This window comes from Microbispora sp. KK1-11 (genome assembly GCF_006874435.1).
Lineage (GTDB): Bacteria > Actinomycetota > Actinomycetes > Streptosporangiales > Streptosporangiaceae > Microbispora > Microbispora catharanthi.
Map to the genome: position 1 here is coordinate 69,660 of NZ_VIRJ01000035.1, position 23,089 is coordinate 92,748.

The 23,089-nt window shown below is 69.8% G+C and carries 23 protein-coding genes and 1 tRNA gene; 18 read left to right on the forward strand and 6 right to left on the reverse strand.

All coding sequences use genetic code 11. The features are described from left to right. The first annotated feature begins 193 nt into the window (after positions 1 to 193). The 9 genes from mfd to FLW16_RS36070 all read left to right on the forward strand — a co-directional run bounded on the left by mfd (position 194) and on the right by FLW16_RS36070 (position 10,452). On the forward strand, positions 194 to 3,691 hold the full coding sequence (gene mfd / locus FLW16_RS36030; protein ID WP_142565102.1) for a transcription-repair coupling factor: 3,498 nt from the start codon (positions 194 to 196) through the stop codon (positions 3,689 to 3,691). 52 nt (positions 3,692 to 3,743) lie between these two features. Beyond that, positions 3,744 to 4,388 (forward strand): SurA N-terminal domain-containing protein, encoded by a 645-nt coding sequence (locus FLW16_RS36035; protein ID WP_185949739.1) that lies wholly within the window; start codon positions 3,744 to 3,746, stop codon positions 4,386 to 4,388. 66 nt (positions 4,389 to 4,454) lie between these two features. Beyond that, on the forward strand, positions 4,455 to 5,438 hold the full coding sequence (locus tag FLW16_RS36040) for a MazG family protein (RefSeq protein ID WP_142565106.1): 984 nt from the start codon (positions 4,455 to 4,457) through the stop codon (positions 5,436 to 5,438). 82 nt (positions 5,439 to 5,520) lie between these two features. Beyond that, positions 5,521 to 6,801: a phosphopyruvate hydratase gene (gene eno / locus FLW16_RS36045; RefSeq protein WP_142565108.1), complete on the forward strand. Its 1,281-nt coding sequence runs from the start codon at positions 5,521 to 5,523 to the stop codon at positions 6,799 to 6,801. 161 nt (positions 6,802 to 6,962) lie between these two features. Beyond that, entirely contained in the window at positions 6,963 to 7,424 is a 462-nt protein-coding gene (locus FLW16_RS36050; protein WP_260615965.1) for a septum formation initiator family protein, read from the forward strand. Continuing rightward, on the forward strand, positions 7,421 to 8,041 hold the full coding sequence (locus tag FLW16_RS36055) for a DUF501 domain-containing protein (RefSeq protein WP_142565110.1): 621 nt from the start codon (positions 7,421 to 7,423) through the stop codon (positions 8,039 to 8,041). Before FLW16_RS36050 ends, FLW16_RS36055 begins: the two co-directional genes overlap by 4 nt. 71 nt (positions 8,042 to 8,112) lie before the next feature. Further along, on the forward strand, positions 8,113 to 9,054 hold the full coding sequence (locus FLW16_RS36060) for a Ppx/GppA phosphatase family protein (RefSeq protein WP_185949740.1): 942 nt from the start codon (positions 8,113 to 8,115) through the stop codon (positions 9,052 to 9,054). 73 nt (positions 9,055 to 9,127) lie between these two features. Further along, positions 9,128 to 9,457 carry a PadR family transcriptional regulator gene (locus tag FLW16_RS36065; RefSeq protein ID WP_030507598.1) on the forward strand — a complete coding sequence of 110 codons (330 nt, stop codon included), beginning with the start codon at positions 9,128 to 9,130 and terminating at the stop codon, positions 9,455 to 9,457. Next, positions 9,454 to 10,452: an HAAS signaling domain-containing protein gene (locus FLW16_RS36070; protein WP_142565115.1), complete on the forward strand. Its 999-nt coding sequence runs from the start codon at positions 9,454 to 9,456 to the stop codon at positions 10,450 to 10,452. The genes FLW16_RS36065 and FLW16_RS36070 overlap by 4 nt, the downstream gene beginning before the upstream one ends. Positions 10,453 to 10,466: 14 nt before the next feature. On the opposite strand, the gene FLW16_RS36075 is transcribed toward FLW16_RS36070, so the two are convergent. Then, positions 10,467 to 10,895 (reverse strand): MarR family winged helix-turn-helix transcriptional regulator, encoded by a 429-nt coding sequence (locus FLW16_RS36075; RefSeq protein WP_142565116.1) that lies wholly within the window; start codon positions 10,893 to 10,895, stop codon positions 10,467 to 10,469. A gap of 151 nt (positions 10,896 to 11,046) precedes the next feature. Next, positions 11,047 to 12,252, reverse strand: coding sequence for a cytochrome P450 (locus FLW16_RS36085; RefSeq protein ID WP_260615967.1), 1,206 nt, complete (start codon positions 12,250 to 12,252; stop codon positions 11,047 to 11,049). 226 nt (positions 12,253 to 12,478) lie between these two features. Here FLW16_RS36085 and FLW16_RS36090 point away from each other — a divergent pair, with 226 nt between their 5' ends. From FLW16_RS36090 to FLW16_RS36100, 3 genes are all read left to right on the forward strand, one after another. Next, a complete protein-coding gene (locus FLW16_RS36090; protein ID WP_142565118.1) occupies positions 12,479 to 13,282 on the forward strand; it encodes a uracil-DNA glycosylase in 804 nt (267 codons plus the stop codon). 151 nt (positions 13,283 to 13,433) lie between these two features. After that, entirely contained in the window at positions 13,434 to 14,792 is a 1,359-nt protein-coding gene (locus tag FLW16_RS36095; protein ID WP_142565120.1) for an NAD(P)/FAD-dependent oxidoreductase, read from the forward strand. Between the two features lie 241 nt (positions 14,793 to 15,033). Beyond that, positions 15,034 to 15,106 (forward strand) — tRNA-Leu (locus FLW16_RS36100). A 697-nt stretch (positions 15,107 to 15,803) separates the two neighbouring features. Here FLW16_RS36100 and FLW16_RS45640 read toward each other — a convergent pair. The 3 genes from FLW16_RS45640 to FLW16_RS36115 are packed head-to-tail and all read right to left on the reverse strand — an operon-like array spanning position 15,804 to position 18,048. Next, positions 15,804 to 16,607, reverse strand: a complete 804-nt coding sequence (locus tag FLW16_RS45640; protein ID WP_260615968.1) for a hypothetical protein — start codon at positions 16,605 to 16,607, stop codon at positions 15,804 to 15,806. Further along, positions 16,604 to 16,804 carry an AlpA family transcriptional regulator gene (locus tag FLW16_RS36110; protein WP_260615969.1) on the reverse strand — a complete coding sequence of 67 codons (201 nt, stop codon included), beginning with the start codon at positions 16,802 to 16,804 and terminating at the stop codon, positions 16,604 to 16,606. The genes FLW16_RS45640 and FLW16_RS36110 overlap by 4 nt, the downstream gene beginning before the upstream one ends. Then, complete coding sequence (locus FLW16_RS36115; protein WP_260615970.1) at positions 16,801 to 18,048, reverse strand: replication initiator; 1,248 nt, start codon at positions 18,046 to 18,048, stop codon at positions 16,801 to 16,803. Before FLW16_RS36115 ends, FLW16_RS36110 begins: the two co-directional genes overlap by 4 nt. Here FLW16_RS36115 and FLW16_RS36120 point away from each other — a divergent pair. From FLW16_RS36120 to FLW16_RS36140, 5 genes are all read left to right on the forward strand, one after another. Beyond that, on the forward strand, positions 17,993 to 18,202 hold the full coding sequence (locus tag FLW16_RS36120; protein WP_221891452.1) for a hypothetical protein: 210 nt from the start codon (positions 17,993 to 17,995) through the stop codon (positions 18,200 to 18,202). The two genes, FLW16_RS36115 and FLW16_RS36120, sit on opposite strands and share 56 nt — an antisense overlap. 443 nt (positions 18,203 to 18,645) lie before the next feature. Further along, on the forward strand, positions 18,646 to 19,593 hold the full coding sequence (locus FLW16_RS36125) for a sulfotransferase domain-containing protein (RefSeq protein WP_142565124.1): 948 nt from the start codon (positions 18,646 to 18,648) through the stop codon (positions 19,591 to 19,593). A gap of 685 nt (positions 19,594 to 20,278) precedes the next feature. Beyond that, a complete protein-coding gene (locus tag FLW16_RS36130; protein ID WP_142565126.1) occupies positions 20,279 to 20,653 on the forward strand; it encodes a hypothetical protein in 375 nt (124 codons plus the stop codon). A gap of 148 nt (positions 20,654 to 20,801) precedes the next feature. Then, positions 20,802 to 21,761, forward strand: a complete 960-nt coding sequence (locus FLW16_RS36135; RefSeq protein ID WP_142565128.1) for a hypothetical protein — start codon at positions 20,802 to 20,804, stop codon at positions 21,759 to 21,761. A 75-nt stretch (positions 21,762 to 21,836) separates the two neighbouring features. Then, on the forward strand, positions 21,837 to 22,229 hold the full coding sequence (locus FLW16_RS36140) for a hypothetical protein (RefSeq protein ID WP_142565130.1): 393 nt from the start codon (positions 21,837 to 21,839) through the stop codon (positions 22,227 to 22,229). Positions 22,230 to 22,274: 45 nt separating this feature from the next. Here the strand turns inward: FLW16_RS36140 and FLW16_RS36145 are convergent, their stop codons facing one another. Further along, entirely contained in the window at positions 22,275 to 22,589 is a 315-nt protein-coding gene (locus tag FLW16_RS36145) for a hypothetical protein (RefSeq protein ID WP_142565132.1), read from the reverse strand. 82 nt (positions 22,590 to 22,671) lie between these two features. On the opposite strand from FLW16_RS36145, the gene FLW16_RS36150 reads away from it, so the two are divergent. Then, a complete protein-coding gene (locus tag FLW16_RS36150) occupies positions 22,672 to 22,953 on the forward strand; it encodes a GntR family transcriptional regulator (protein ID WP_260615972.1) in 282 nt (93 codons plus the stop codon). Positions 22,954 to 23,089: the final 136 nt, after the last annotated feature.

Sequence of the window (23,089 nt, forward strand, 5' to 3'; positions counted from 1 at the left end):
GCGCATTTGCCGTCACCCATCATGTCCCGACCGAGGAGCGAGCGGAGCGAGGCGGGGGGACAGGGCGTAGCCTTGGTAGCCGCGGCCCGGTTGGGAGCGTCTCGCGGATCTCCTCCGTCAGGGGGATCGGCCGGATGAACGGGGTCGCGTCCGCACGCCGGCTGTCTTTGTCACGGGGCTTTTGAAGGCATCGATGTCTCTTTCCGGACTGCTCGACCTCGTATCCGCCGAACCCAGGCTGGCCGCCGCGCTCGACGCCGCAGGGCAGGCCGCCCACCCCGGCGCCGAGCTGGTGGCGCCGCCCGCGCTGCGGCCGTTCGCCGTGGCCGCGCTGTCCCGCGTACGGCCGGTGCTCGCCGTCACGGCGACCGGGCGTGAGGCGGAGGATCTCGCCGCCGCGCTCACGAGCCTGGTCGACGAGAACTCCGTGGCCGTCTTCCCCGCCTGGGAGACGCTGCCGCACGAGCGCCTGTCGCCGCGCAGCGACACGGTCGGTCAGCGCCTGGCCGTGCTGCGGCGGCTGGCGCACCCGATCGAGGGCGACCCCGCGGCAGGCCCGCTGCGGATCGTGGTGGCCCCGATCCGCTCGCTGCTCCAGCCCATCGTGGCCGGGCTCGGCGATCTGGCGCCCGTACGGCTGCGCGCGGGCGACGACGCCGACCTGGACGACGTGGTGGCCCGGCTGGTCGAGAACGGCTACCACCGGGTGGACATGGTGGAGAAGCGCGGCGAGGTGGCCGTGCGCGGCGGCCTGCTCGACGTGTTCCCGCCCACCGAGGAGCACCCGCTGCGGCTGGAGTTCTGGGGCGACACGATCGAGGAGATCCGCTGGTTCAAGGTGGCCGACCAGCGCTCGCTGGAGGTCGCCCAGGACGGACTGTTCGCCGCGCCCTGCCGTGAGCTGCTGCTCACCGACGACGTACGCCGGCGCGCCCGCGAGCTGGGGGAGGAGCACCCGGCGCTCAAGGACGTGCTCGACCAGCTCGCCGAGGGTGTGCCGGTGGAGGGCATGGAGGCGTTCGCGCCCGTGCTGGCCGGGGAGATGGACCTGCTGCTCGACCACCTGCCGATCCGGTCGGCCGTGTTCGTCTGCGACCCCGAGCGGATCCGCGGCCGGGCCGTCGAGCTGGTCCACACCAGCCAGGAGTTCATGGAGGCGTCCTGGATCGCCGCGGCGGCGGGCGGCGAGGCCCCGATCGACCTGGAGGCGGCCGCCTTCCGCACGCTGGAGGAGGTGCGCGACCACGCCGGCGAGCTGGGCCAGCCGTGGTGGAGCATCGCCCCCTTCGGCGAGGGCGTGGAGCTGGACGCGCAGGACGTCGAGGCCTACCGGGGCGACACGCAGCGGGCGCTCGCCGACATCAAGGGCTGGATGGGCGCGGGCAAGTCCGTCGTGCTGCTGAGCGAGGGGCACGGCCCGGCCGAGCGCATGGTCGAGCTGCTCAAGGGCGTGGACGTGGCGGCGCGGCTGGTGCCGTCCCTCGACGGTCCGCCGCCGAAGGACGTCGTGCAGGTCACGACGGGCCGCATCGACCACGGCTTCGTCACGCCGGACGTCGCCGTGGTGACCCACCTCGACCTCGTCGGTCAGAAGGCGTCCACCAAGGACATGCGGCGGCTGCCGTCGCGCCGCCGCAACATGGTCGACCCCCTCCAGCTCAAGGTCGGCGACCACGTGGTGCACGAGCAGCACGGCGTGGGCCGCTACATCGAGATGGTGCAGCGCACGATCCAGGGCGCGACCCGCGAATACCTCGTGATCGAGTACGCCAGGGGCGACCGGCTCTACGTGCCGACCGACCAGCTCGACGAGGTCACGCGCTACGTCGGCGGCGAGGCGCCCACGCTCAACCGCATGGGCGGGGCCGACTGGGCCAAGGCCAAGACCAGGGCGAAGAAGGCGGTCAGGGAGATCGCGGGCGAGCTGATCCGGCTCTACTCGGCGCGGATGGCCTCTCCCGGCCACGCGTTCGGGTCCGACAGCCCCTGGCAGCGGGAGATGGAGGACGCCTTCCCGTACGCCGAGACGGGCGACCAGCTCGAAGCGATCGACGAGGTCAAGCGCGACATGGAGCGGCCCGTCCCGATGGACCGCCTGATCTGCGGCGACGTCGGCTACGGCAAGACCGAGATCGCGGTGCGGGCGGCGTTCAAGGCGGTGCAGGACGGCAAGCAGGTCGCCGTGCTGGTGCCGACGACGCTGCTCGTGCAGCAGCACCTGTCGACGTTCGGCGAGCGCTTCGCCAGCTTCCCCGTCACCGTGAAGCCCGTCTCCCGGTTCCAGACCGACTCCGAGGTGCGGGAGACCCTCGACGGCCTGCGTACGGGCGCGGTCGACGTGGTCATCGGCACGCACCGGCTGCTGTCGCCCGAGGTGAAGTTCAAGGACCTCGGCCTGATCATCGTGGACGAGGAGCAGCGGTTCGGCGTCGAGCACAAGGAGGCCATGAAGCACATGCGCACGCAGGTGGACGTGCTCGCCATGTCGGCGACGCCGATCCCGCGGACGCTGGAGATGGGCCTCACCGGCATCCGCGAGATGTCGACGATCCTCACGCCGCCGGAGGAGCGGCACCCGATCCTCACGTTCGTCGGGCCGTACGACGAGAAGCAGATCGCGGCGGCGATCCGGCGCGAGCTGATGCGCGACGGGCAGGTCTTCTTCGTCCACAACCGGGTCCGCACGATCGACAAGGTGGCCTCGCGGCTGCACGAGCTGGTGCCGGAGGCGCGGATCGCCGTGGCCCACGGGCAGATGAACGAGAGCCAGCTCGAAAAGATCATGGTGGACTTCTGGGAGCGCAGCTTCGACGTGCTCGTCTCCACCACGATCGTCGAGTCCGGCCTGGACGTGCCCAACGCCAACACGCTCATCGTGGACCGCGCGGACAACTACGGCCTGTCGCAGCTCCACCAGCTGCGCGGCCGGGTCGGCCGGGGCCGCGAGCGCGGCTACGCCTACTTCCTCTACCCGCCCGAGTCGCCGCTGACGGAGACCGCGCACGAGCGGCTCGCCACGATCGCCCAGCACACCGAGATGGGCGCCGGCATGTACGTCGCCATGAAGGACCTGGAGATCCGCGGCGCCGGCAACATCCTCGGGGCCGAGCAGTCGGGCCACATCGCCGGTGTCGGCTTCGACCTGTACGTCCGCATGATGGCCGAGGCCGTCCAGGAGCAGAAGTCCAAGCTCGCGGGCGAGGCGAAGGTGGAGGAGCGGCCGGAGGTCAAGGTCGAGCTGCCGATCAACGCCCACGTGCCGCACGACTACGTCACCTCCGAGCGGCTGCGCCTGGAGGCGTACAAGCGGATCGCGGCCATCGGCTCGGAGGAGGACATCGCGGCGGTCCGCGACGAGCTCACCGACCGGTACGGCAGGCCGCCCCAGGAGGTGGACAACCTGCTGGAGGTGGCGCGCTTCCGGATCAAGGCCCGCAAGGCCGGGCTGACCGACGTGACGCTGCAGGGCCAGCAGATCAGGTTCGCGCCCGTGGAGCTGAGAGACTCTCAGCAGGTGCGGCTGCAGCGGCTCTACCCCCGCTCCCTCTGGAAGCAGGCGGCGGGCATCCTGCTCGTGCCGGTGCCCAAGACCAAACCGATCGGCGGTCAGCCACTACGCGACCTCGACCTGCTGAAATGGTGTGGGGACCTGGTCGAGGCCCTGTTCCTGGAGCCGATGCGGGTACAGTGACCCGCGAAATTGTCAACATACGCGTGGCCGGTGTCGTTCGGGAGGATCGTCCGTGAAGTCGTATCGAGTGCGCGTCGCCGTGGCGCTGGCGGCGGCCGGGATCGCCGTGACCGCGTGCGGCGGCCCCGTGCAGGCGGGTTCCGCGGCCATCGTGGGCAAGGAGCGCATCACCTCCAGCGAGCTGAACGACGAGGTCCGCGCGCTGCGTGCCGACCTTGCCGCCAACAAGATCCCCGAGGATCAGCTCCAGCTGTCCTTCTCGCTGCCGCAGACGGTCCTGCTCAACATGACCACGAGCAGGCAGTTCAGGGAGCTCGGCCGGAACAAGGGCATCACGGTCACCGACCGGGAGGTCGACGACGTCGCCACGGCGCAGGGCGGCTGGGACCAGTTCAACAAGGTGCTGCTGGCCAACGGCATCCCGCTGGACGAGGGCCGCGACTTCATCCGCGCCGTCGTCATCCGCAACAAGCTGGCGCAGGGCTCCGGGGCGGGTCAGGACCAGGCGAGCCAGCAGGCCGCCCTCCAGAAGGTCATCCAGGAGGCCGACTCGACCGTGCCGGTGAAGTACAGCCCGCGCTACGGCAAGTTCGACCCCCAGCAGGGCTTCGTCGCCGACGACCGCTTCGGCTCGGCGGGCGGGGCCACGGCGGGCGAGGCCGCCGCGGGTGCGGCCGGCGCCCCCCAGGCCGGCTGAGGCGCGATCTCCCGAACCACCGGCGTCCCGGCGACGCCGGGTGGGCGGGCTCAATAGGCTGAGGCCATGGCGTTGATCGTGGTGACCACTTCGCCCCGGGTCGCTCCGGGCCTGCTCGCGCCCGCGGCGTGGAAGGCCCTCACCCGAGGGCGGGTGCTCACCGGAACCCCGGACCACCCCTACCTGCCCTATCTCGACGAGGCCGGCGTTCAGGTCGAGGTGGTGACCCCCGACCCCGGCGCGATCGCCCGCGAGAGCCGTACGGGGACGGTGGTGTGGCTGGCCGCGCAGGACGGCGACGAGGACTTCATGCGCGCGGTCGGCCACGCCGCGATCTCCCTGGACGAGCCGCCGGAGATCGAGGTCGTCCCCGGCTCCTACGACCTGCCCGGCGCCCGGCTGCTCGACCTCGTCCAGGTCATGGACCGGCTGCGCCGCGAGTGCCCGTGGGACCGCAAGCAGACCCACGAGTCGCTCGTGCCCTACCTGGTCGAAGAGGCCTACGAGGTGCTGGAGACCATCCACGAGGGCGCCTACGGCCCGCCGCTGCGCGAGGAGCTCGGCGACCTGCTGCTCCAGGTCATGTTCCACGCCCGGCTCGCCCAGGAACGAATGGGCCCGGAGGGGACGGCCGGGGACGGCTTCGACATCGACGACGTCGCCGCCGGGATCGTGGAGAAGCTGGTCCGCCGCCATCCGCACGTCTTCGCGGACGTCGAGGTCTCCGGCGCGGGTGATGTCGCCGACAACTGGGAGACGATCAAGGCGGCCGAGCGGGCCGCCAAGGGGGAGACCGCCTCCGCGCTCAGCGGCGTGCCCATGGGCCAGCCGGCGATCTCCCTGGCCGCCCAGCTCCTGCGCCGGGCCGGCCGGGCCGGGGCGCCCGCCTCTCTCGCCGGCGACCTCACCCCGCCCGCCGGCGCCCGCCTGTTCGCGCTCGTACGGGAGACCCAGGACGCGGGGCTCGACCCCGAGGCCGAGCTGAGGGCTGCGGCCAGGGAGTACCGGCGGCGCGTGGAGCAGTGGGAGGACGCCGCGGACACGCCGTGAACGGGCGGCCCTGCGCCGTACCGGGTAGTAGGGACCGATAGGCTCGGGTGGCAAACCGCCCGCCATTTTGCTAGGAGCGTTCGTGGCTGCCATCGAGGCCATCACCGCCCGCGAGATCCTCGACTCCCGTGGGAACCCCACGGTCGAGGTCGAGGTACTGCTGGACGACTACAGCACCGGCCGTGCCGCCGTTCCGAGTGGCGCCTCCACCGGTCAGTTCGAGGCCGTCGAGCTGCGCGACGGCGACAAGAAGCGCTATCTCGGCAAGGGTGTCGAGAAGGCCGTCCTCGGCGTGACCGACGAGATCGCCGACGAGCTCATCGGGTTCGACGCCGAGGAGCAGCGTCTCATCGACCAGACGATGATCGACCTGGACGGCACGCCCAACAAGGCCCGCCTCGGGGCCAACGCGATCCTCGGCATCTCGCTGGCCGTGGCCAAGGCCGCCGCCGACAGCGCCGACCTGCCCCTGTTCCGCTACGTCGGCGGGCCGAACGCGCACATCCTGCCCGTGCCGATGATGAACATCCTGAACGGTGGCGCGCACGCCGACACCAACGTGGACATCCAGGAGTTCATGATCGCGCCGATCGGCGCCGAGACGTTCTCCGAGGCGCTGCGCATGGGTGCGGAGACCTACCACACGCTCAAGGGCGTGCTGAAGGAGAAGGGCTACGCCACCGGCCTGGGCGACGAGGGCGGCTTCGCGCCGAACCTGCCGTCGAACCGCGACGCGCTCGACCTGATCATGGTCGCGATCGAGAAGGCCGGCTACACGCCGGGCCAGGACATCGCGCTCGCGCTCGACGTCGCGGCCAGCGAGTTCCACAACGACGGCGTCTACACGATCGACGGCAAGGGCGTGTCGGCCGCCGAGCTGATCTCCTTCTACGAGGACCTGGTCCGCTCCTACCCGCTGGTCTCCATCGAGGACCCGCTGAACGAGGAGGACTGGGAGGGCTGGAAGGCCATCACCACGTCCCTCGGCGCCAAGGTCCAGCTCGTGGGCGACGACCTGTTCGTCACCAACCCCGAGCGGCTCGGCCGCGGCATCGCCGAGGGCGCGGCCAACGCGCTGCTGGTGAAGGTGAACCAGATCGGCACGCTGTCGGAGACCCTCGACGCGGTCGACCTGGCCCACCGCAGCGGCTACCGCTCCATGATGAGCCACCGCTCCGGCGAGACCGAGGACACCACGATCGCCGACCTCGCCGTGGCCACCAACTGCGGCCAGATCAAGACCGGCGCCCCGGCCCGGTCGGACCGGGTGGCCAAGTACAACCAGCTCCTGCGCATCGAGGAGCTGCTCGACGACGCGGCGCGGTACGCCGGTCGCGCCGCCTTCCCGCGCTTCCAGGGCTAGTAGGCGGCAGACGGCGGTAACCCCGGCTGGACACGTTCCGGACGCCTGGTGTGGCGACGGGCGCGGCGACGCCGTGCCCGTCCGGGCGTGTACGGCCGGGGCGGGCGGTTAGTGTGGCCGTTGATCGGGCCTTGCGCTGACCGACCGGGAGGGGTGGTTTCGTGGCGGCGAAGCGGCCGCAGCTCACCGGGCGCGCGGCGATCCTCGCGGTCGTCGTGTGCGCCATCGCCATGAGCCTGGCCTACCCCGTGCGGGAGTACGTCGCCCAGCGCCGGCAGATCGCCCAGCTGGAGGCGCAGCAGGCGAACGCGCTGCGCAAGCTCCAGAACCTGGAGCAGCGGCGCCGGCGGCTGGAGGATCCGGACTACATCAAGCGCCTGGCCAAGGAACGGCTGTTCTACTGCGAGCCGGGCGCGGACTGCTACCAGGTGATCGACGAGGAGACGGCCGGGACCGCCGCCGCCAAGGCGGGGACCAAGCCGCCGGAGCGGCCCGCCTGGTACGTCACTCTCTGGCGGTCGTTCGAGGCGGCCGACAAGGGGCGGCCCGCCGCGCCCGCGGCAGGGCGGAGCCCCGCACCGACGGCGTCCGCGTCGGCGTCCGCGCCGGCGCCGGCGGGATGAGGACCGGGGACGTCGTCGGGAACGGCGTGGCGGAGAGCGTGAAGGGCGAGGAGATCGACGTGGCGGACGACCGGGCGGACCACGTGGGCCACGCGGGCCGTGTGGACCCCGCTGACCTGGCGGCGGCGCGGGCGCAGCTCGGGCGACAGCCGCGCGGGGTGCGGGCCGTCGCCCACCGGTGCCCCTGCGGCCTGCCCGACGTGCTGGAGACCGCGCCCCGGCTGCCCGACGGCGCGCCGTTCCCCACGCTGTTCTATCTGACCTGCCCGAAAGCCGCCTCGGCGATCGGCACGCTGGAGTCGTCCGGCCTGATGAAGAGCATGCAGGCCCGGCTCTCCGAGGACCCCGAGCTGGCCGAGGCCTACCGGGCGGCCCACGAGGACTACGTCGCCCGCCGCGACCGCGCGGCCGACGAGGAGGGCCTGGAGCCGCTGCCGCGCGACATGCAGACCGCCGGTGGCATGCCGGGCCGGGTCAAGTGCCTGCACGCGCTGGTCGCCCACGAGCTGGCCGCGCCGGGGGTCAACCCGTTCGGCCGGGAGGCCCTCGACGCGCTGCCCGACTGGTGGGCCGGCGGCCCCTGCGTGGTCGTGGAGAATTCCGAAGAGCAGCCATAGGCCGTGCGGGGGACCGAAACGGGAGCGCCGTCGTGGCGCGGGGAGCCGACCGGAGGCCGGAGGGGATGAGCGTGAAGACGAAGCGGGTCGCGGCCATCGATTGCGGGACCAACTCGGTCCGCCTTCTCATCGCGGACATCTCCGGCGACGACCTCGCCGACGTCGAACGGCGCATGGAGATCGTCAGGCTCGGCCAGGACGTCGACCGTACGGGACGGCTCGCGCCGGAGGCTCTGGAGCGGACGTTCACGGCGATGCGCGGGTACGCCAAGCTGATCAGGGAGCACGCCCAGGACGGCCCTGTGCCGGTCCGCGTGGTCGCCACCTCGGCGACCCGCGACGCCGCCAACCGGGCCGACTTCGTCTCCGGCGTACGGGAAATCTTCGGGGTGGAGCCCGAGGTGGTGACCGGTGACGAGGAGGCGCGGCTGTCCTTCACCGGCGCGACCCGGGGCCTGGCCCGCTCGGGCGCCGAAGCCGAGACCCCCTATCTCGTGGTGGACATCGGGGGCGGTTCGACCGAGTTCGTCGTCGGCTCCCGGTCGGTCGAGGGCGCGCTGTCGGTGGACATCGGCTGCGTACGGCTGACCGAGCGCCACCTGCGCGACGACCCGCCGAGCGCCGGGACGGTGGAGGCGGCCGTCGCCGACATCGAGGCGGCGATGGACCGGGTCGAGGAGAGCGTCCCCGTGCGCACGGCGCGGACGCTGGTCGGCCTGGCGGGCTCGGTCACCACGGTCGCCGGGATCGCGCTCGATCTGCCCGCCTACGACCCCGCGCGCATCCATCACTCGCATATCCCCGCCGAGCGGGTGCACGAGGTGTCCGCGCGGCTGCTGCGCATGACGCACGACGAGCGGGCGGCCATCCCGGTCATGCACCCGGGCCGGGTCGACGTCATCGGCGCGGGCGCGCTCATCCTCGACCGCATCGTCCGCCGCTACGGCTTCCCGGAGGTCGTGGTCAGCGAGCACGACATCCTCGACGGCATCGCCTGGTCGCTCACCGCCTGACCGCCCGCCCTGTCCGGCTCCTCCCAGGAGGAGATCTTGTCGGTACTGCGCAATGCATAGTACTGTGCGATGCGTGGACAGTAGCCAGCTCCTCAAAGGAGTCCTCGACCTGGCGGTCCTCGCGGTGCTCGCCGAGCGCGACAGTTACGGATACGACGTCGTACGCCGCCTGCGTGAGGTGGGGCTCGAGGACGTCGGCGACGCCTCGGTGTACGGGACGCTGCGGCGGCTCTTCAAGGCCGGAGCGCTCACCTCCTACGTGGTCGCCTCCGACGAGGGACCGCACCGCAAGTACTACGGCCTGAACGACGTGGGCCGCTCGCTCCTCCAGACCTCGGCGAAGACCTGGACGTCCTTCGCCGCCACCATGAACGACCTGCTCAAGGAGGTCGATCCGGGATGAATCCCCCAATGACGCCCCAGAACTACGCCGCCGCCGTACGCGAGGCGCTCGCCGATCTCCCTGCCCGCGACAGGGACGCGCTGCTGGAGGACCTGGACGAGCATCTCGCCGAGGTCGCCGCCGAGCCGGGCATGTCGCTGGAGGAACGCCTCGGCAGCCCCGAGGCGTACGCGGCCGAGCTGCGGGCCGCCTACGGCGGGCGGCCGTCGGGCGGCGGCTCCTCGTCCCTCGGCGGGCGGCTGCGCGGGCGGATGAGCGGAGCCGCCCGGCGCGTCCACACGCGGCTGCTCGTGCTCCCGCCCTACCGGCAGGCCGCCGCCTTCGCCCCCGAACTGCGCCCCGCGTGGTGGGTGCTGCGGGGTTACGCGATCGCGCTGGCCGTGCTCGCGCCGATCAGCGCCCCCGGGCTGATCCCCGGCGACCTTCCCGCCTGGGTGTTCACGCTCGCGGTCGTCTGGGGGTCGGTGTGGCTGGGCCGGCGGGGCCGCACGGGGGCGTCGCGCTGGGGCCGCGTGCTGCTGCTCGGGGCCAACCTGCTGGCCGTGGTCCTCGTGATCACGGCGATGGCCGACGTCCCGAGCACGTCGTCGCGCGACGTGGCGTTCGACTACGGCCCCCGGCCGGATGTGCGCACGCTGGGCATACAGGTGGAGAGCGTCGCGTCGCTGGGCCGGGACGTCTCCAACATCTTCCCGTACGCGGAGGACGGGACGCCGCTGCACAACGTCCGGCTCTACGACCAGGACGGCAATCCGATCATGCTGGAGCCGGGGTTCGACCAGGAGCTCGTCATTCCCTGCGACGGGGAGCCGCCCATGCGCAACGCCTACCCGCTGCCGCTGAAGCCCGTGGAGCGCCGCGCCGATCCCACCGAACCGGAGGCGACCTGCGTGCCCGCCGCGCCCGCACCCACCGCGCCGGCGCCCGCGGACGCCACGGCCTCCGCGACGCCCTCCGCCTCGCCGTCGCCCTCCGCTACGCCGTCCCGGGGGTAGGGGGAAGGGCGGCGTCAGCCGGACCCGAGCGCGCGCAGCATGGTCAGGAGCGTCGTGCGGTCGGAGACGGGCCGGAAGAAGGCCCGGTCCACCCCCTCGACCACGGTGATGGCCTCCTGTGCGAGGGCGGCGCCGCGCTCGGTCACCCGCAGCCTCCTCGCTCGGGTGTCGGCGGGGTCGACCTCGCGCAGGACCAGGCCCTTGGCCTCCAGCTTGCGGATGACCTGCGAGGTCATCTTCACGTCCGTGCCGGCCTGCCGGGCCAGCGTGAGCTGGTTGGGATCCTCGCCGTGGGAGTTCAGCCACCAGGTGCTCGCCAGCAGGACGAACTGCACGTGCGTGAGATCCAGCGGTGCGAGGGCCGCGGCGATGTCGCGCTGCCAACGGAGGGTGGCGTGCCACAGCAGGAACCCCGGGCTCTCCTCGGGGTCCAGCGGGGGCATGGCCTAGCCCTCCTCTGCCAGCCGCACCAGCGCGGCCAGCACGTCGGGGAAGTCGGCGGTGATGGCCGGGCCGAGCTGGGGGCCGACCTCGTCGGCGGCCGGGCCGGTGTCCACAGGCCGGCTCCGTGTACGGACGGAGCCGGGCGGGACGTCAGCCGCGCAGGCGGACAGGCAGGGAGAACAGGCCGCGCATGATGGCGCTGGGCCACCACCTCAGCTCGGCGGGGTCGGCGGCGAGAGCCAGATCGGGGAATCGTTCGAGCACCCGGCCGATCGCTGCCTCTCCCTCCACCCTGGCCAGGGCAGCGCCGACGCAGTAGTGGGGCCCCCGGCCGAAGGCGAGGTGCGGTTCGCCGACCCGGCCGGGGGAGAACGCGTCCGGGTCGGCGAACGCCGCCGGGTCCCGGTTGGCCGCCAGCAGCGAGACGAGGATGGGCTCCCCCGGCAGCATCTCCTGGCCGCCGATGACCACGGGCTCGGTGGGAAAGCGCCAGGTGGCGTTCCGTACGGGACCGTCGTAACGCAGCATCTCGTCGATGAAGTCGGGCAGCAGGGAGAGGTCGGCGCGCAGGGCCGCCGCCTGGCCGGGATGCCTCAGCAGCGCGAGCAGGCCGTTGCCGATCAGCGCCACGGTCGTCTCGTGGCCGGCGATCAGCAGCAGGAACGCGGTCGAGGTCAGCTCGTCCTTGTCGATCTCGCCCTGGTTGGATCGCCGTACGAGGTCGGTGAGCAAATCGTTGCCAGGCCGGGAGCGCTTGAGCTCGACCAGGTCGGCCAGGAAGCTCTCCAGTGCGTCCGTCGCGCGGGCGATCTCCTCCACCTCGGACGCCGCCGCCGAGTCGATGACGGAGGCGTGGTGGTGGAAGGTGGCCCGGTCCTCCTCGGGCACGCCGAGCAGGTCGCAGATGATCGTGATCGGCAGCGGATAGGCGAGGCCGGCGATCAGATCCGCCTCGGGGCCGTCGAGACGGTCGAGCAGCGTGTCGGTCACCTCCAGCGCCCGCGTCCGCAGCCCCGCCATCCGCCGGGGCGTGAAGGCCGCGCTCACGAGCCGCCGCAGGCGCGCGTGGTCGGCTCCGTCGGCATTGATCATGTGGCGGGCGAGACCTGGCCGGTGGTCAAGGGGCAGGCCGAGAGAGGCGGCCCGCCACTCGGGCGAGCCGGCCGCCGGGTCCTTGGCGAGGGCGGGATGGGTCAGCGCGGTCACGGCGTCCTCGTACCGCGTGACCAGCCACGCCTCGCAGCCGGGCAGCGGCACGCGGGTCACCGGGGCGTTCCGGCGCAGCCAGTCGTAGGCGGGGTAGGGGTCGGCGTCGAACGCCGGGCCGAACAGCGGGGGGATCGAGTCGGTCGACACGCGCCGTACGTACCCACCTCCGGCGCGACGGAAAAGATTGGAATCTTTCTCGGCATGACCTCTTTGTGACACGGCGCGGATGCCTTGCGTACACCGGGTGGAGATCGCGCGACGGCGCGGCACCGGACGCAGGCTGCGGGCGGCGCGATCGGCGTACGCGGGCGGCGGTGTCGCAAGAGCCGGCGTCTGGCCGACGCACGCCATTTGACCTGGCACGATCGGTGTCATGAGCTCCGTTCCTCCCGGTTCCGGCTGGCCGGACGACCCCGCGTGCCCGGACACCCCCGTCGCCCACGACGCCCACGAGGTCGCCAAACTGGCCGCAGAGAGCCGCACGCTGACCGAACTGACCGCCAGGCAGTCGGTGTGCCGCGCCTGTCCGCGTCTCGTCGAGTGGCGGGAGGAGGTCGCCGACGTCAAACGGCGGGCGTTCGCGGACGAGACCTACTGGGGCCGGCCGATCGCGGGGTGGGGCGACGAGGCGCCGCACACGCTCATCGTGGGACTGGCGCCCGCCGCGCACGGCGGCAACCGGACCGGCCGGATCTTCACCGGCGACCGCAGCGGCGACTGGCTGTTCGCGTCGCTGTACCGCACCGGCCTCGCCGCGCAGGAGACCAGCGTCCACGCGGGCGACGGCCAGCGGCTGATCGGCGCCCGGATGATGGCGGCGGTGCGGTGCGCCCCGCCCGCCAACAAGCCGACCCCGGAGGAGCGCGACGCCTGCTTCCCCTGGCTCGCGAGGGAGCTCGCGCTCGTGGCCGGCACGACCCGGGTGATCGTGGCGCTCGGTGGCTTCGCCTGGCAGGCGGTGTGGCCCGCGCTGCGCGAGGCCGGGTTCACGCTGCCGCCCCGCAGGCCGCCGTTCGGCCACGCGGTGGAGGTGCCCCTCTCCCACGGCGCGGCTCCGGTCACGCTCATCGGCTGCTACCACCCAAGTCAGCAGAACACCTTCACCGGCCGGGTCACCGCGGACATGCTCGACGCGGTCTTCGCCCGCGCCGCCGCACTGGGGACCGCAGCCTTGTGAACCAATTCACAAGTGTGAAGTCGGTCACTGAGAGAAGATTGCGGGAATTTTCCTGAGAAATGTCGTCAAGAGATGACTAAGTGGGGAAAATCACTGGACCTTTGGCCCTAGCCCGTTGGTGCGGTTGCCAACTCGTGACGTAGGCTTGTGAATGCTTTCACAAGCTTCGGAGGGCATCGTGGCAGACCGCAACTGGAAACACGTCGTCATCGTCGGCGGTGGGTACGTGGGCCTTTACACGGCTCTTCGTCTCCAGCGCACGCTCCGCCGTGAGCTGCGCGACGGCAGCGTGCGGATCACGCTCATCGACCCGCAGTCGTACATGACCTACCAGCCGTTCCTCCCCGAGGCGGCGGCCGGCAACATCTCGCCGCGCCACGTCGTGGCCCCGCTGCGCCGGGTGCTGCCCAAGGTGCGCATCCTCAACGGCAAGGTCTCCAAGGTGCACCACGAGGCGCGCACGCTGACCTTCGAGCCCGCCGCCGGCCAGTCCCGTGAGATCGAGTACGACGTCGTCGTCATGGCGGCCGGCTCGATCTCGCGTACGCTGCCGATCCCCGGCCTGGAGGACGCGGCCATCGGCTTCAAGACCGTCGGCGAGGCCATCGCGCTGCGCAACCGGGTCCTGGCCCTCCTCGACCGGGCCGAGTCGAGCGACGACGAGGACGTGCGCCGCCGCGCGCTGACCTTCGTCGTGGTCGGCGGCGGCTTCGCGGGCATCGAGGCCCTCGCCGAGCTCGAGGACATGACCGAGGACGCGGTCACGTACTACCCGAGCATCGACAAGAAGGACCTGCGCTGGGTCCTGATCGAGGCGTCCAACCGCATCCTGCCCGAGGTCGGCCCCGAGATGGGCGAGTGGACCGCCGAGCAGCTGCGCGAGCGCGGTATCGAGCTCAAGATGGAGACGTTCCTCCAGTCGTGCGAGGGCGGCCTGGTCAAGACCTCGGACGGCGACGAGTTCGAGTCGGCCACGATCGTCTGGACCGCCGGGGTCAAGGCGAGCCCGATCGTCAACTCCACCGACCTGCCGCTCGACGAGCGCGGCCGGATCAAGACCACGACGCGCCTGACCGTGGCGGGCGTCAAGGGCGCCTTCGCCGCCGGCGACATCGCCGGTGTCCCCGACGTCACCAACCCCGGTCAGTACTGCGCGCCCAACGCCCAGCACGCCGTACGGCAGGCGAAGGTCCTCGGCGACAACATCACCGCGTACCTGCGCGGGGAGAAGCTGCAGGACTACCGGCACAAGTACGCCGGGTCGGTCGCCGGGCTCGGCCTCTACCGGGGCGTCGCGAACGTCTACGGCATGAAGCTGCGCGGCTTCCCCGCCTGGTTCATGCACCGCACCTACCACCTGTCGCGGGTCCCCACGGTCAACCGGAAGGTCCGCGTGGTGATGGACTGGACGCTGTCGCTGTTCTTCAAGCGGGAGACCATCTCCCTCGGCGAGATCGAGCACCCGCGCGACGAGTTCAGGGCGGCCGCGAAGAGCGGCCTCAAGCGCTGACCCGCTCGGCGCGGGCGGATCGAAGGACGCACACGGCCCGGCGGCGCACACCGCCGGGCCGTGTGCGTGTTCCTGCGCTCTGACATGCTGGTGTGGTGGACGGGGGAGAAGGTGCGGACGGTCTCCCGGACCTTGACCGGGTGGCTCCCAGGGGTGCCGTTCACGCGCTGTGGAAAGGGGGACAAGCCGCGTAAGACGTAACTTGCTTACAGAGGAGTGATCCGTGACATATGATCGCGGCGCCCCCGTAGCCCAATGGCAGAGGCAAGCCCCTTAAAAGGGCTGTGGTGTGGGTTCGAGTCCCACCGGGGGCACTGGCGCCTCCCAGCATGAAAGAGCCGGTGACCTGCGTGATCCAGGCCACCGGCTGATCTACTCAGTCCGGCTGTCTACGACTGACAACGATCGACTACGACGGGTCCTGCCCCCGGCGTGCCCCCGAAATTAGAACCCACCGAGGGCATCGGAGATCCTCTTTCGCGCTTGTTCTTCCTGACCGGCAATGCACTTGGCGTAAACGTGCAGCAGCACGGCGACGCTGTGCCCCGCCCATTCGGCGACCTGGGTCGCGGGCACTCCGGCGTTGAGCCACGTGGAGACGGCGGCGTGCCGGAGATCGTAGGGCCGTTTGGCAAGCGGTGAGGCGAACTCCTCCGGAGACAAGGCGGCATGCCGGGCCTTGCGCCAGACCCGGTGATAGGTGCTCTCCTGGAGGTCTCCGCCGTTCCGCAGGGCGCGGAACAGCCGGCCATCCGGGCCGGGCCCAGGGGTTCTCGAGATGAGCGTGGAGAATCCGTGTCAGCTTGGGCGGGCAGGGCACGACCCGGCTATCGCCCTTCTCACGATGCTTGAGAGGCCCCGGGTCGCGTCGCTGCCCGCTGTTCGACCAGGCGGCTCCAGGCGCAGGACTGGCCTCCTCCACGATCAGCTCGCCCCATCCCTCGTCAGGGATCAGGAGGTTGCGCTTGAAGAGGTTGACCGCCTCCTCGGGTCGAAGCCCGGCGTAGTACATCACGGCGAAGAACGCGACCAGCCGCGGCCCGCTCGGTTCTGGGCGCGAACCGCCTCCAGGGGGTTCCGGGCCTGGGCCGGATTGACGACGACGCGTTTGTCCACCTGACGGACCGACTTGGCGGACTTCCACGGCAGGTCCTTGATCGGATTACGGGACAACAACCGAAGCTCGATCGCGTACTCCATCGCGTTGACGAGAACGCCGCGAGTCCGCTGCACGGTACTGGCGGCCATCCGCTTGCCGTCTCGCCGGAGTGAGAGAGCCTCCAGGACCTTTCTGGCCACGGCAGGGTCGTCGAGGTCCCCCACCGGTCGTGTGTGCTGCTTGAGCCATTCCAGCGCCTTCCGGAGGTCCTCCGGCGGAGCACTGCCCTTCCTGCGAGGCGAGTTGAAGGCCCACTCCAGGAGGGCGCGACGGAGCGTTTCGTCGTCTGGGCGGCCCCGCGTGCTGGTGAGCAAGGCCGGCGTCGCGTCGCGGAGCGCACCGGCCGTGATGCGCCGCGAGTGCCCGGCCAGCCCAGGCCACTTCATGTCGACATAGGCGCAGGCGAAGTCGAACCAGCTCATCGCGCGCTCCTCGCGCCCCCAGGAGACCGGAAGCCCAGTGACGGTGCTGAACGCCTCTCCTCGGCGAGCGGCCGACAGCAGATCGGACCGGTAGCTCTTGGCATGGGCGACCGTGGCGAACGGCTCACGGTAGATCCGCCCGTCGACACTCCAGCGGACTCGGTAGTTCGTGGTGTTGGCCCGCTTGCGCGTCTCCAGCTTGTAGATGCGCACGCTGTAGGAGATGTCCTTCACCGGGCGCCGTCCTCATGCGCATCGAGCCAGCGATCGAGGTCGCCACGGCGAACCCGAAGACTTCCGTTCGGAAGCGTGACGCAACGCGGGGCTCGCCTCTTGGCGCGCCACTCGTAGAAGGTGGACCGGGAGATTTGCAGCTCAGCGCAGACCTCGGCCACCGTGAGCATCGACTTGGTCTTGGTGGCCGTCGTCACTGGCTGACTCCTTTCGTGGAATGAGCTGGTGTCGGAACCGACGTCGAGATCACCGGGGACGGTGGATCGTCAGTAATCTGCGCGGCCAGAACTGCCTCACCAGGGGTGAAGCCTTGGCCGGCATAGGCCCAGGAGCCGACGACAAGGGTGCTGTCGGGGTCGTAGGGCAGCCGGGCGAAGGTCATGCGCAGGCGGAACTCGGCCCGGGCCTGGCGCAACCTGGTGAGGGTGGTCGAGTAGGTGCGGCTCTTGGTGGAGAAGTGGCGCGCGGAGACGCCCTGCTCGTGGAGCGTGGGCAGGTCACGCGGCTTGATTCGCCGGTCGAGGGTGCCGGAGGTCTCCGCGGCCTTGGTGGCGTACTTGGCGACGTAGGCCGCCACGGCGCGCTCGGACAGGTGCGGTCCGTCGTGAAGGTCGCCGGGGTCGATCGGCCGTACGTCGACCTGCTCGCCCCACACCAGGTGCCGGGTCGGCTGGCCGAGATCGGGGGCATCGATCCGTACGGCCTTGACGGCGGTGCGGATGGCGTCGGTGAGCAGGTCGACGGTGGCCCAGGCCGGAGGCGGGATGACGCCTTCGTCGCTGCGGCCGTCGAGCCGGATCACGGCGTGGAAGTGGACGACTCCGCGCGCTTGGAATTCGGCGACCTTGGCGAAGGACACCCGGACCATGCGGTCGAAGTCTTTGCGGGTGAGCCCGGCCGAGGCGGCCAGGTGGCGGCGCAGGTAGATCGTGAAGCGGCGCCACAGGTTCCCGGCGTGGGCGTTCCACAGGACGTGGCCGGTGTAGTCGTAGGTGTCCGGGTCGAGGGGTTGGCCGATGCGCGGATCGCCCGCGGCATGCCGTTTGAAGCAGGCCGGGCCGGTACGGCGCGGGTGGCAGACGTCGGCCTGGCCGTCCTTGCCCGGGCCGCGATGCACTGGGCCGAAGCTCGGCGCGGTCAGGGTGGCGAACACGCGCGGATGGGTGCGGACGGTTTCGGGGACGCCCTTGTCTCCGCCGAGCAGGCCGGAGCGGATGAGGTGGAAGGTGTCGCGGCGATAGACCTCGGCGCAGGCGGGGTAGCGGGTGGCGCGGCGATTGCCGCAGCGGATGAGCAGCTGCCCGTGTGGTTCGGCGCGGGTGCTGTACTGGCCGAGAACCTCGCCGGTGTGGGCGTCGAGGGTATGGGTGTGTCCGCTCAGGCGGATGGGTTCGCGGCAGATCTGGGAGGCGCGTCCGGTCCACGCTCCAGGGCATCGCACCAAGACCCTGGACCATCCGGAGGCCGGTGCGCTGCGGTTGAACTGCGACGTCCTGCTCGTGCCCGAGGATGACCAGGAGGTTGTCCTGATGACGGCCGACCCCGGATCGCCTGCCGTGCGGGCCCTGCGCAGGCTGGCCACGCAGGCGACCTGAAACGAAGGATGCGCACAGGTCTCGCCAGCGGTCACAGAGCGTCGCAACTCCATATTCACTGGGGCCTGTGCCCACCTTGATGCCGAGGCTTCCACGCCGCCTATCTGCGCGGCCTCTTAGGCCAAATTAGTGCGTACCTGGCGATCTTGCCGGGGAACCCCGGCCGGGCTGAGGGCGGGTTGCGCGCGGGAGCCTCGTGGTGCTGCGCGGCGTCGGGAGGGTCTGGTGGTGCGGGAGGCGCTGACGCATGCTGAGCCGGCGCCGCGAAAGACGCCCGGAAAACCGCACGTTCGAGCAACCGGGCAATCACTTCGCTGCCTGGCAGGAACCGACGCTGCTTACCACCGAGGTCCGCGCCGCGTTCCGGTCATTGCGCTTGCGGGGCGCCCCGGTCATTCACGGCACGGTTGACGGCCCGATCTGGTTGCAGCCATTCTCCCCGCATGGGCTTGGGGGAACACGTTCGCTACCAGACCTCCTTTACGGACTCGGCCCGCTGGGATGGGTTCGTGTTCCGCCCCGGCGACATCGTGATCAGCACCCCGGCGAAGTGCGGCACGACCTGGCTGCAGATGATCTGCGCCCTGGAGATCTTCAAAAGCGCGACATTCGACCGGCCGCTCGACCAGATCTCGCCGTGGCTGGACGTCCTGCTGCGCCCGCTCACCGGAGTGCTGGCCGACCTCGAGGCACAAGCGCACCGGCGATTCATCAAGACCCATACGCCCCTCGATGGATTGCCCTTCGACGACCGGGTCACCTACCTCTGCGCAAGCCGGGACCCCCGGGATGTGGCCGTGTCCTTGGACAGCCATACCAGCAACACCGACCGGGCCGTGTCCCTCGCATTGCGGGAGGATGCCGTGGGCGCCGTGGTCCTTGACGAGCTGCTGGCCGCCGCTCCGTCCCTGCCGAGCGGGACCGCGCGCGAGCGCTTCTGGTCCTGGGTCAATCCGGCCGCGCCCGGAAAGACCGTGTCCGACCTGGAGATCATGCTTCACCATCTGGACACGTTCTGGCAGGTCCGCGACCAGCCGAACATCGTGCTGCTGCGCTACGAGGACCTCCTTGATGACCTCGAAGGGCAGATGCGCTACATAGCCGCCCGGCTCGGGATCGCCATCACCGAGACAGCCTGGCCGGACCTGGTCCAGGCCGCCACGTTCGCGGTCATGAAGGGCCGGGCCGGCGAGCTCGCGCCCGAAGCCAGCCACGACGGCTTCTATCACGACCCCAGCCAGTTCTTCCACAGCGGATCAACAGGCCAATGGCGGCAGGTCCTCAGCGAGGAGGAGCTTCCCCGGTACGCCGCCCGAGTCGCCGAATGCGCGCCCGCGGACCTTGCCGCCTGGATCCATCGGCCCGCGCTGCCGGCGGCAGGCAACCTCTAAGGGCGCGGCGCATGAGTGAAGACGCGCCGGAGCTGACCGCGGAATCCGCCGTGGTTACAAGTTGCCTTACGGGTTCAAGCCGCCGCCCGTGCCGGGCGGCGGTGGCGCGGCGCGTCCGGACGCGGCCGGGCGTGCGGCCTCTTCGGGCCGGTCCCGTCCGCGCCGACGCCAGCCGCGCCCGATCCCAGGCAGAGGCATGACGCCCGCGGGAAGCACGACCACCAGGACGAGCACGACGCCAGCCGCCGCGGCCACACGGACGCGCCGCAGTTGGCCGAGGTCCTTCTTTGCCTCCGGCGGGGGATCTCCGGCCCCGAGGTGATCACGGCGCGCAAGCCAAAGTTCGTGGGGTGGCTGGGGCCCTGATCGCTTCGCCCGCCATCGACCCAGGCAAGCCCAGCAGACCGGCTCCTCCGGCTCAAGGCCGGCCGTGACCGATGGCATCCGATGACCGAGGAACCGCGACCAGGTTGACGTACACGCGAGGCCGGCCTTGCCCCTCCGTCCCCGGCCCGCTGCCGCTCCGCGGTGGGTCGACGGCGTACGAGGTGATCAGGCAGGGAAAGCGTGCGTATGGTCGCAACAACCGCGTTAGCTATCTTTCGGAGCCTCGTCTACTTCGATAAGATTTGCGTTTCACTGCGGGCATGCTTACTTGGTATTTCTGGAAGAGTGGATTGTGCTTATGTCGTTCATTGACGACGAAGACGCCCAGGTTCAACGCTGGGAGCGGGCTGCAACCCTCTACTTGGAGGAACACAAAACTTTGGAGCAAGTAGCCAAAGAGATGGACGTCGACGAATCGACAATCCGATCTTATCTTGCAAATGCTCTTGTTGAGCGTCGGCGGCGCGGGCGTGAAGAACGTGCGGACGTGAAAACGGAAGAGATTGTGAAGATGCGCGCCGCAGGACTGAGTTGGAAACAGATTTCCGCAGCAACTGGCTTGTCCATCAGCGGTGCCTACACTCGGTGGGAACTTGCTACCAAAGGGCGAAGGGCAGGCCGAAGCAGGCCTAAGTACCTCATGGAGGCCGATCGGCTTGAGAAGAATGATTGATATTTGAATGCTGGTGGAGTTCAGAGTTCTCGGCCAGGTTGCGCGCGACCGTACCCGGTCCTAGAGGTCGGCAGAGGGTGGGCATGCTAGCGCCGGAGCGGAATCTCGGGCATCGCGAGTGTCGGCCGGGAACCGTAAGGTCGTCGTTGTGTCGGCTGTAACACCCCGAAAGCTGCGCGAGACTATCGCGGCGGTGCTGCGTGACGGGATGACGCGTGTGCAGATCAACGAGTTCTGTGCCGAGGACTTGGCCCTCACCCCGCCAACCGGTGTAAGCGAGGATGACCTCGTCTTCTACAGCAAGTTCGAGTATGTCAAGGCGCTCCTCACTGGTAAAAGCCTCGCCGAGCTTCTGATCATCGCGACGCAGGTGAGTGAGGAAGTCGGGGCGCCGGAGCTCGTAGAACTGGTGCAACAGGCCAGGCTGACCGGCGTTGCCGGGGAGCTGAAGAACCTCATCTTCGCCGCTGACGGCCCCAAGCCGAAGCTCGGGTTTCGGGACGCGATCAACAACGACATAGTTGTGCTGGAAAACGAGCAGTACTGCCTGGTTTACGATCGGCATCTCGGTCCGGCCGGGTTGACCTGGCGGGATCTCACCGAGTGGTGGGCCGAACGCGAAGGCCTGACTGGCGCCCCTGAACGGCACGTCTGGACTAGCTTGTATCAGCGGTTGGTGGCATCACTGGCCAACGAGGCGGAGGAGTGCATCCTGCGCAATTACGTCCAGCGCTACCGGTCTCACGGAAGCAACATCCCGGCTCTCATCCCGCAGGTCTACCTCCATTACGACCCATCGCCACAACAGTGGAGGCGCGGCAGCAGGCCGTCCATCCCGCGGCAGCGCATGGACTTTCTACTCCTGATGCCCAACCGAGTGCGCATTGTCATCGAGTGCGACGGCATCCAGCACTACTCCAACGAGCATCGCCAGGCCGACCCGCGCCGCTACGCCGAGATGGTCGCCGAGGACCGCGAGCTGCGGCTGCGGGGCTATGAGGTCTACCGCTTCGGTGGACATGAGCTGAGGGCAGGGCCGGCGTCGGAGCGACTGTTGACGGAGTTTTTCGATGCGCTTGCCTTCCGCCACAGCCCGCAGACCTCATGAACAAGCTGTGGGGCAACGCGATAGCGTGCGGGAAGTCCCAGGATGCCGATCAGCTAGGTAAGAGGGGGACGTTCCATGACTGATCCAATCGAGATACCAGCCGAAGTTTTAGCCGTATTCCGACAGATCAAGGCCGTTGCCGACGCGTCGGTCGAGTTTCTCGAATCGCTTCAAGCGCCGCCAACTGTCGTCTGGATAAGCGCCACCGATGGCGGAACGTTGACGGAAAGCGTCTCGGTGACCGCTCACCCTGAGACCATTCACGCAACCGCCAACATCTCGCTCCCAGCGATCACAGCTTCTTTCTCTGGCGAGGTCTCACTGCCGCCGCTTCCCCCGGTCCCCGAGGTGAAAATGGCCCGGGTTTGGCTTGACGCGATAAAACCGGCCATTCAGGCGGCGGTAGCGATAGGCGCCCTGGAAAGCCTCCTGCAGTTCGCCGAACGACTACTCGACATACACCCCTAATTCGGTCGGAGCGCCAACCGTCCGAATCACCTCACCGTCCATCTGTTACCGCGCGAGGCCGACGAGAAGACGATGCCACCAGAGGCGGGCTTCCGCATGTTGCCAGCCACCGGTGTATGCGTGCTCAAGCGGGTCTAACTGGATGACCTTGTGGACCATGTAGAGCCCGCCGCAGGAGACCAGCTCATAGACCAGGGCCTCGCAGGCGCAGGTGTACTCCACCACCCGGTGTCGACGGCCCTGCGGCTCTGACGACCAAAGCAGCTTCACGCGGTTGGGAAGAGCCCTGCAGAGGTGGAGGGCAATGCCCGGGCAGTCCCAGTCGACTTCGTCATCCTGGGGCAAGCTGGCAGGCTCCATAGATCGAGCATAGACCTCTATAGACCTTAGTAGAGGTATCTAGGTGTTTTTGCAGGTCAGCAGGCATCTATGGTTGGTCGCCGTGGTGGAGGAGAGCGACTTCCCTGAGATCGACCGCGACGGCCCGGAGCTCGTCTACATGGTCGTGGCCGACCACATCGCAGGCCGGATCGAGCGAGGCGACCTCAAGCCGGGACAGCGGCTACCTTCGGAGCTGGATCTCTCCGAGCAGTACGGCGTGGCGCGGATGACCGTCAGACGCGCCATGAAGGAGCTGCGGGAACGGGGTCTCATCCGCAGCGTGCACGGCAAGGGCACCTACGTTCAGACGCCGCCGGCTACGGAAGCCATCACGGACGAGTGAGCCCGGCCGGAGAGGTCGGTAACGCGAGACTGTGCCCCATGCATGCCCAGGATGGCGGCAAGAGGCGCATCCGAGAGCGGTTGCGCCAGCTCAGCGGGTGCGCCGAGGCGGGGTAGCGGGACCCCTTAAAAGGGCT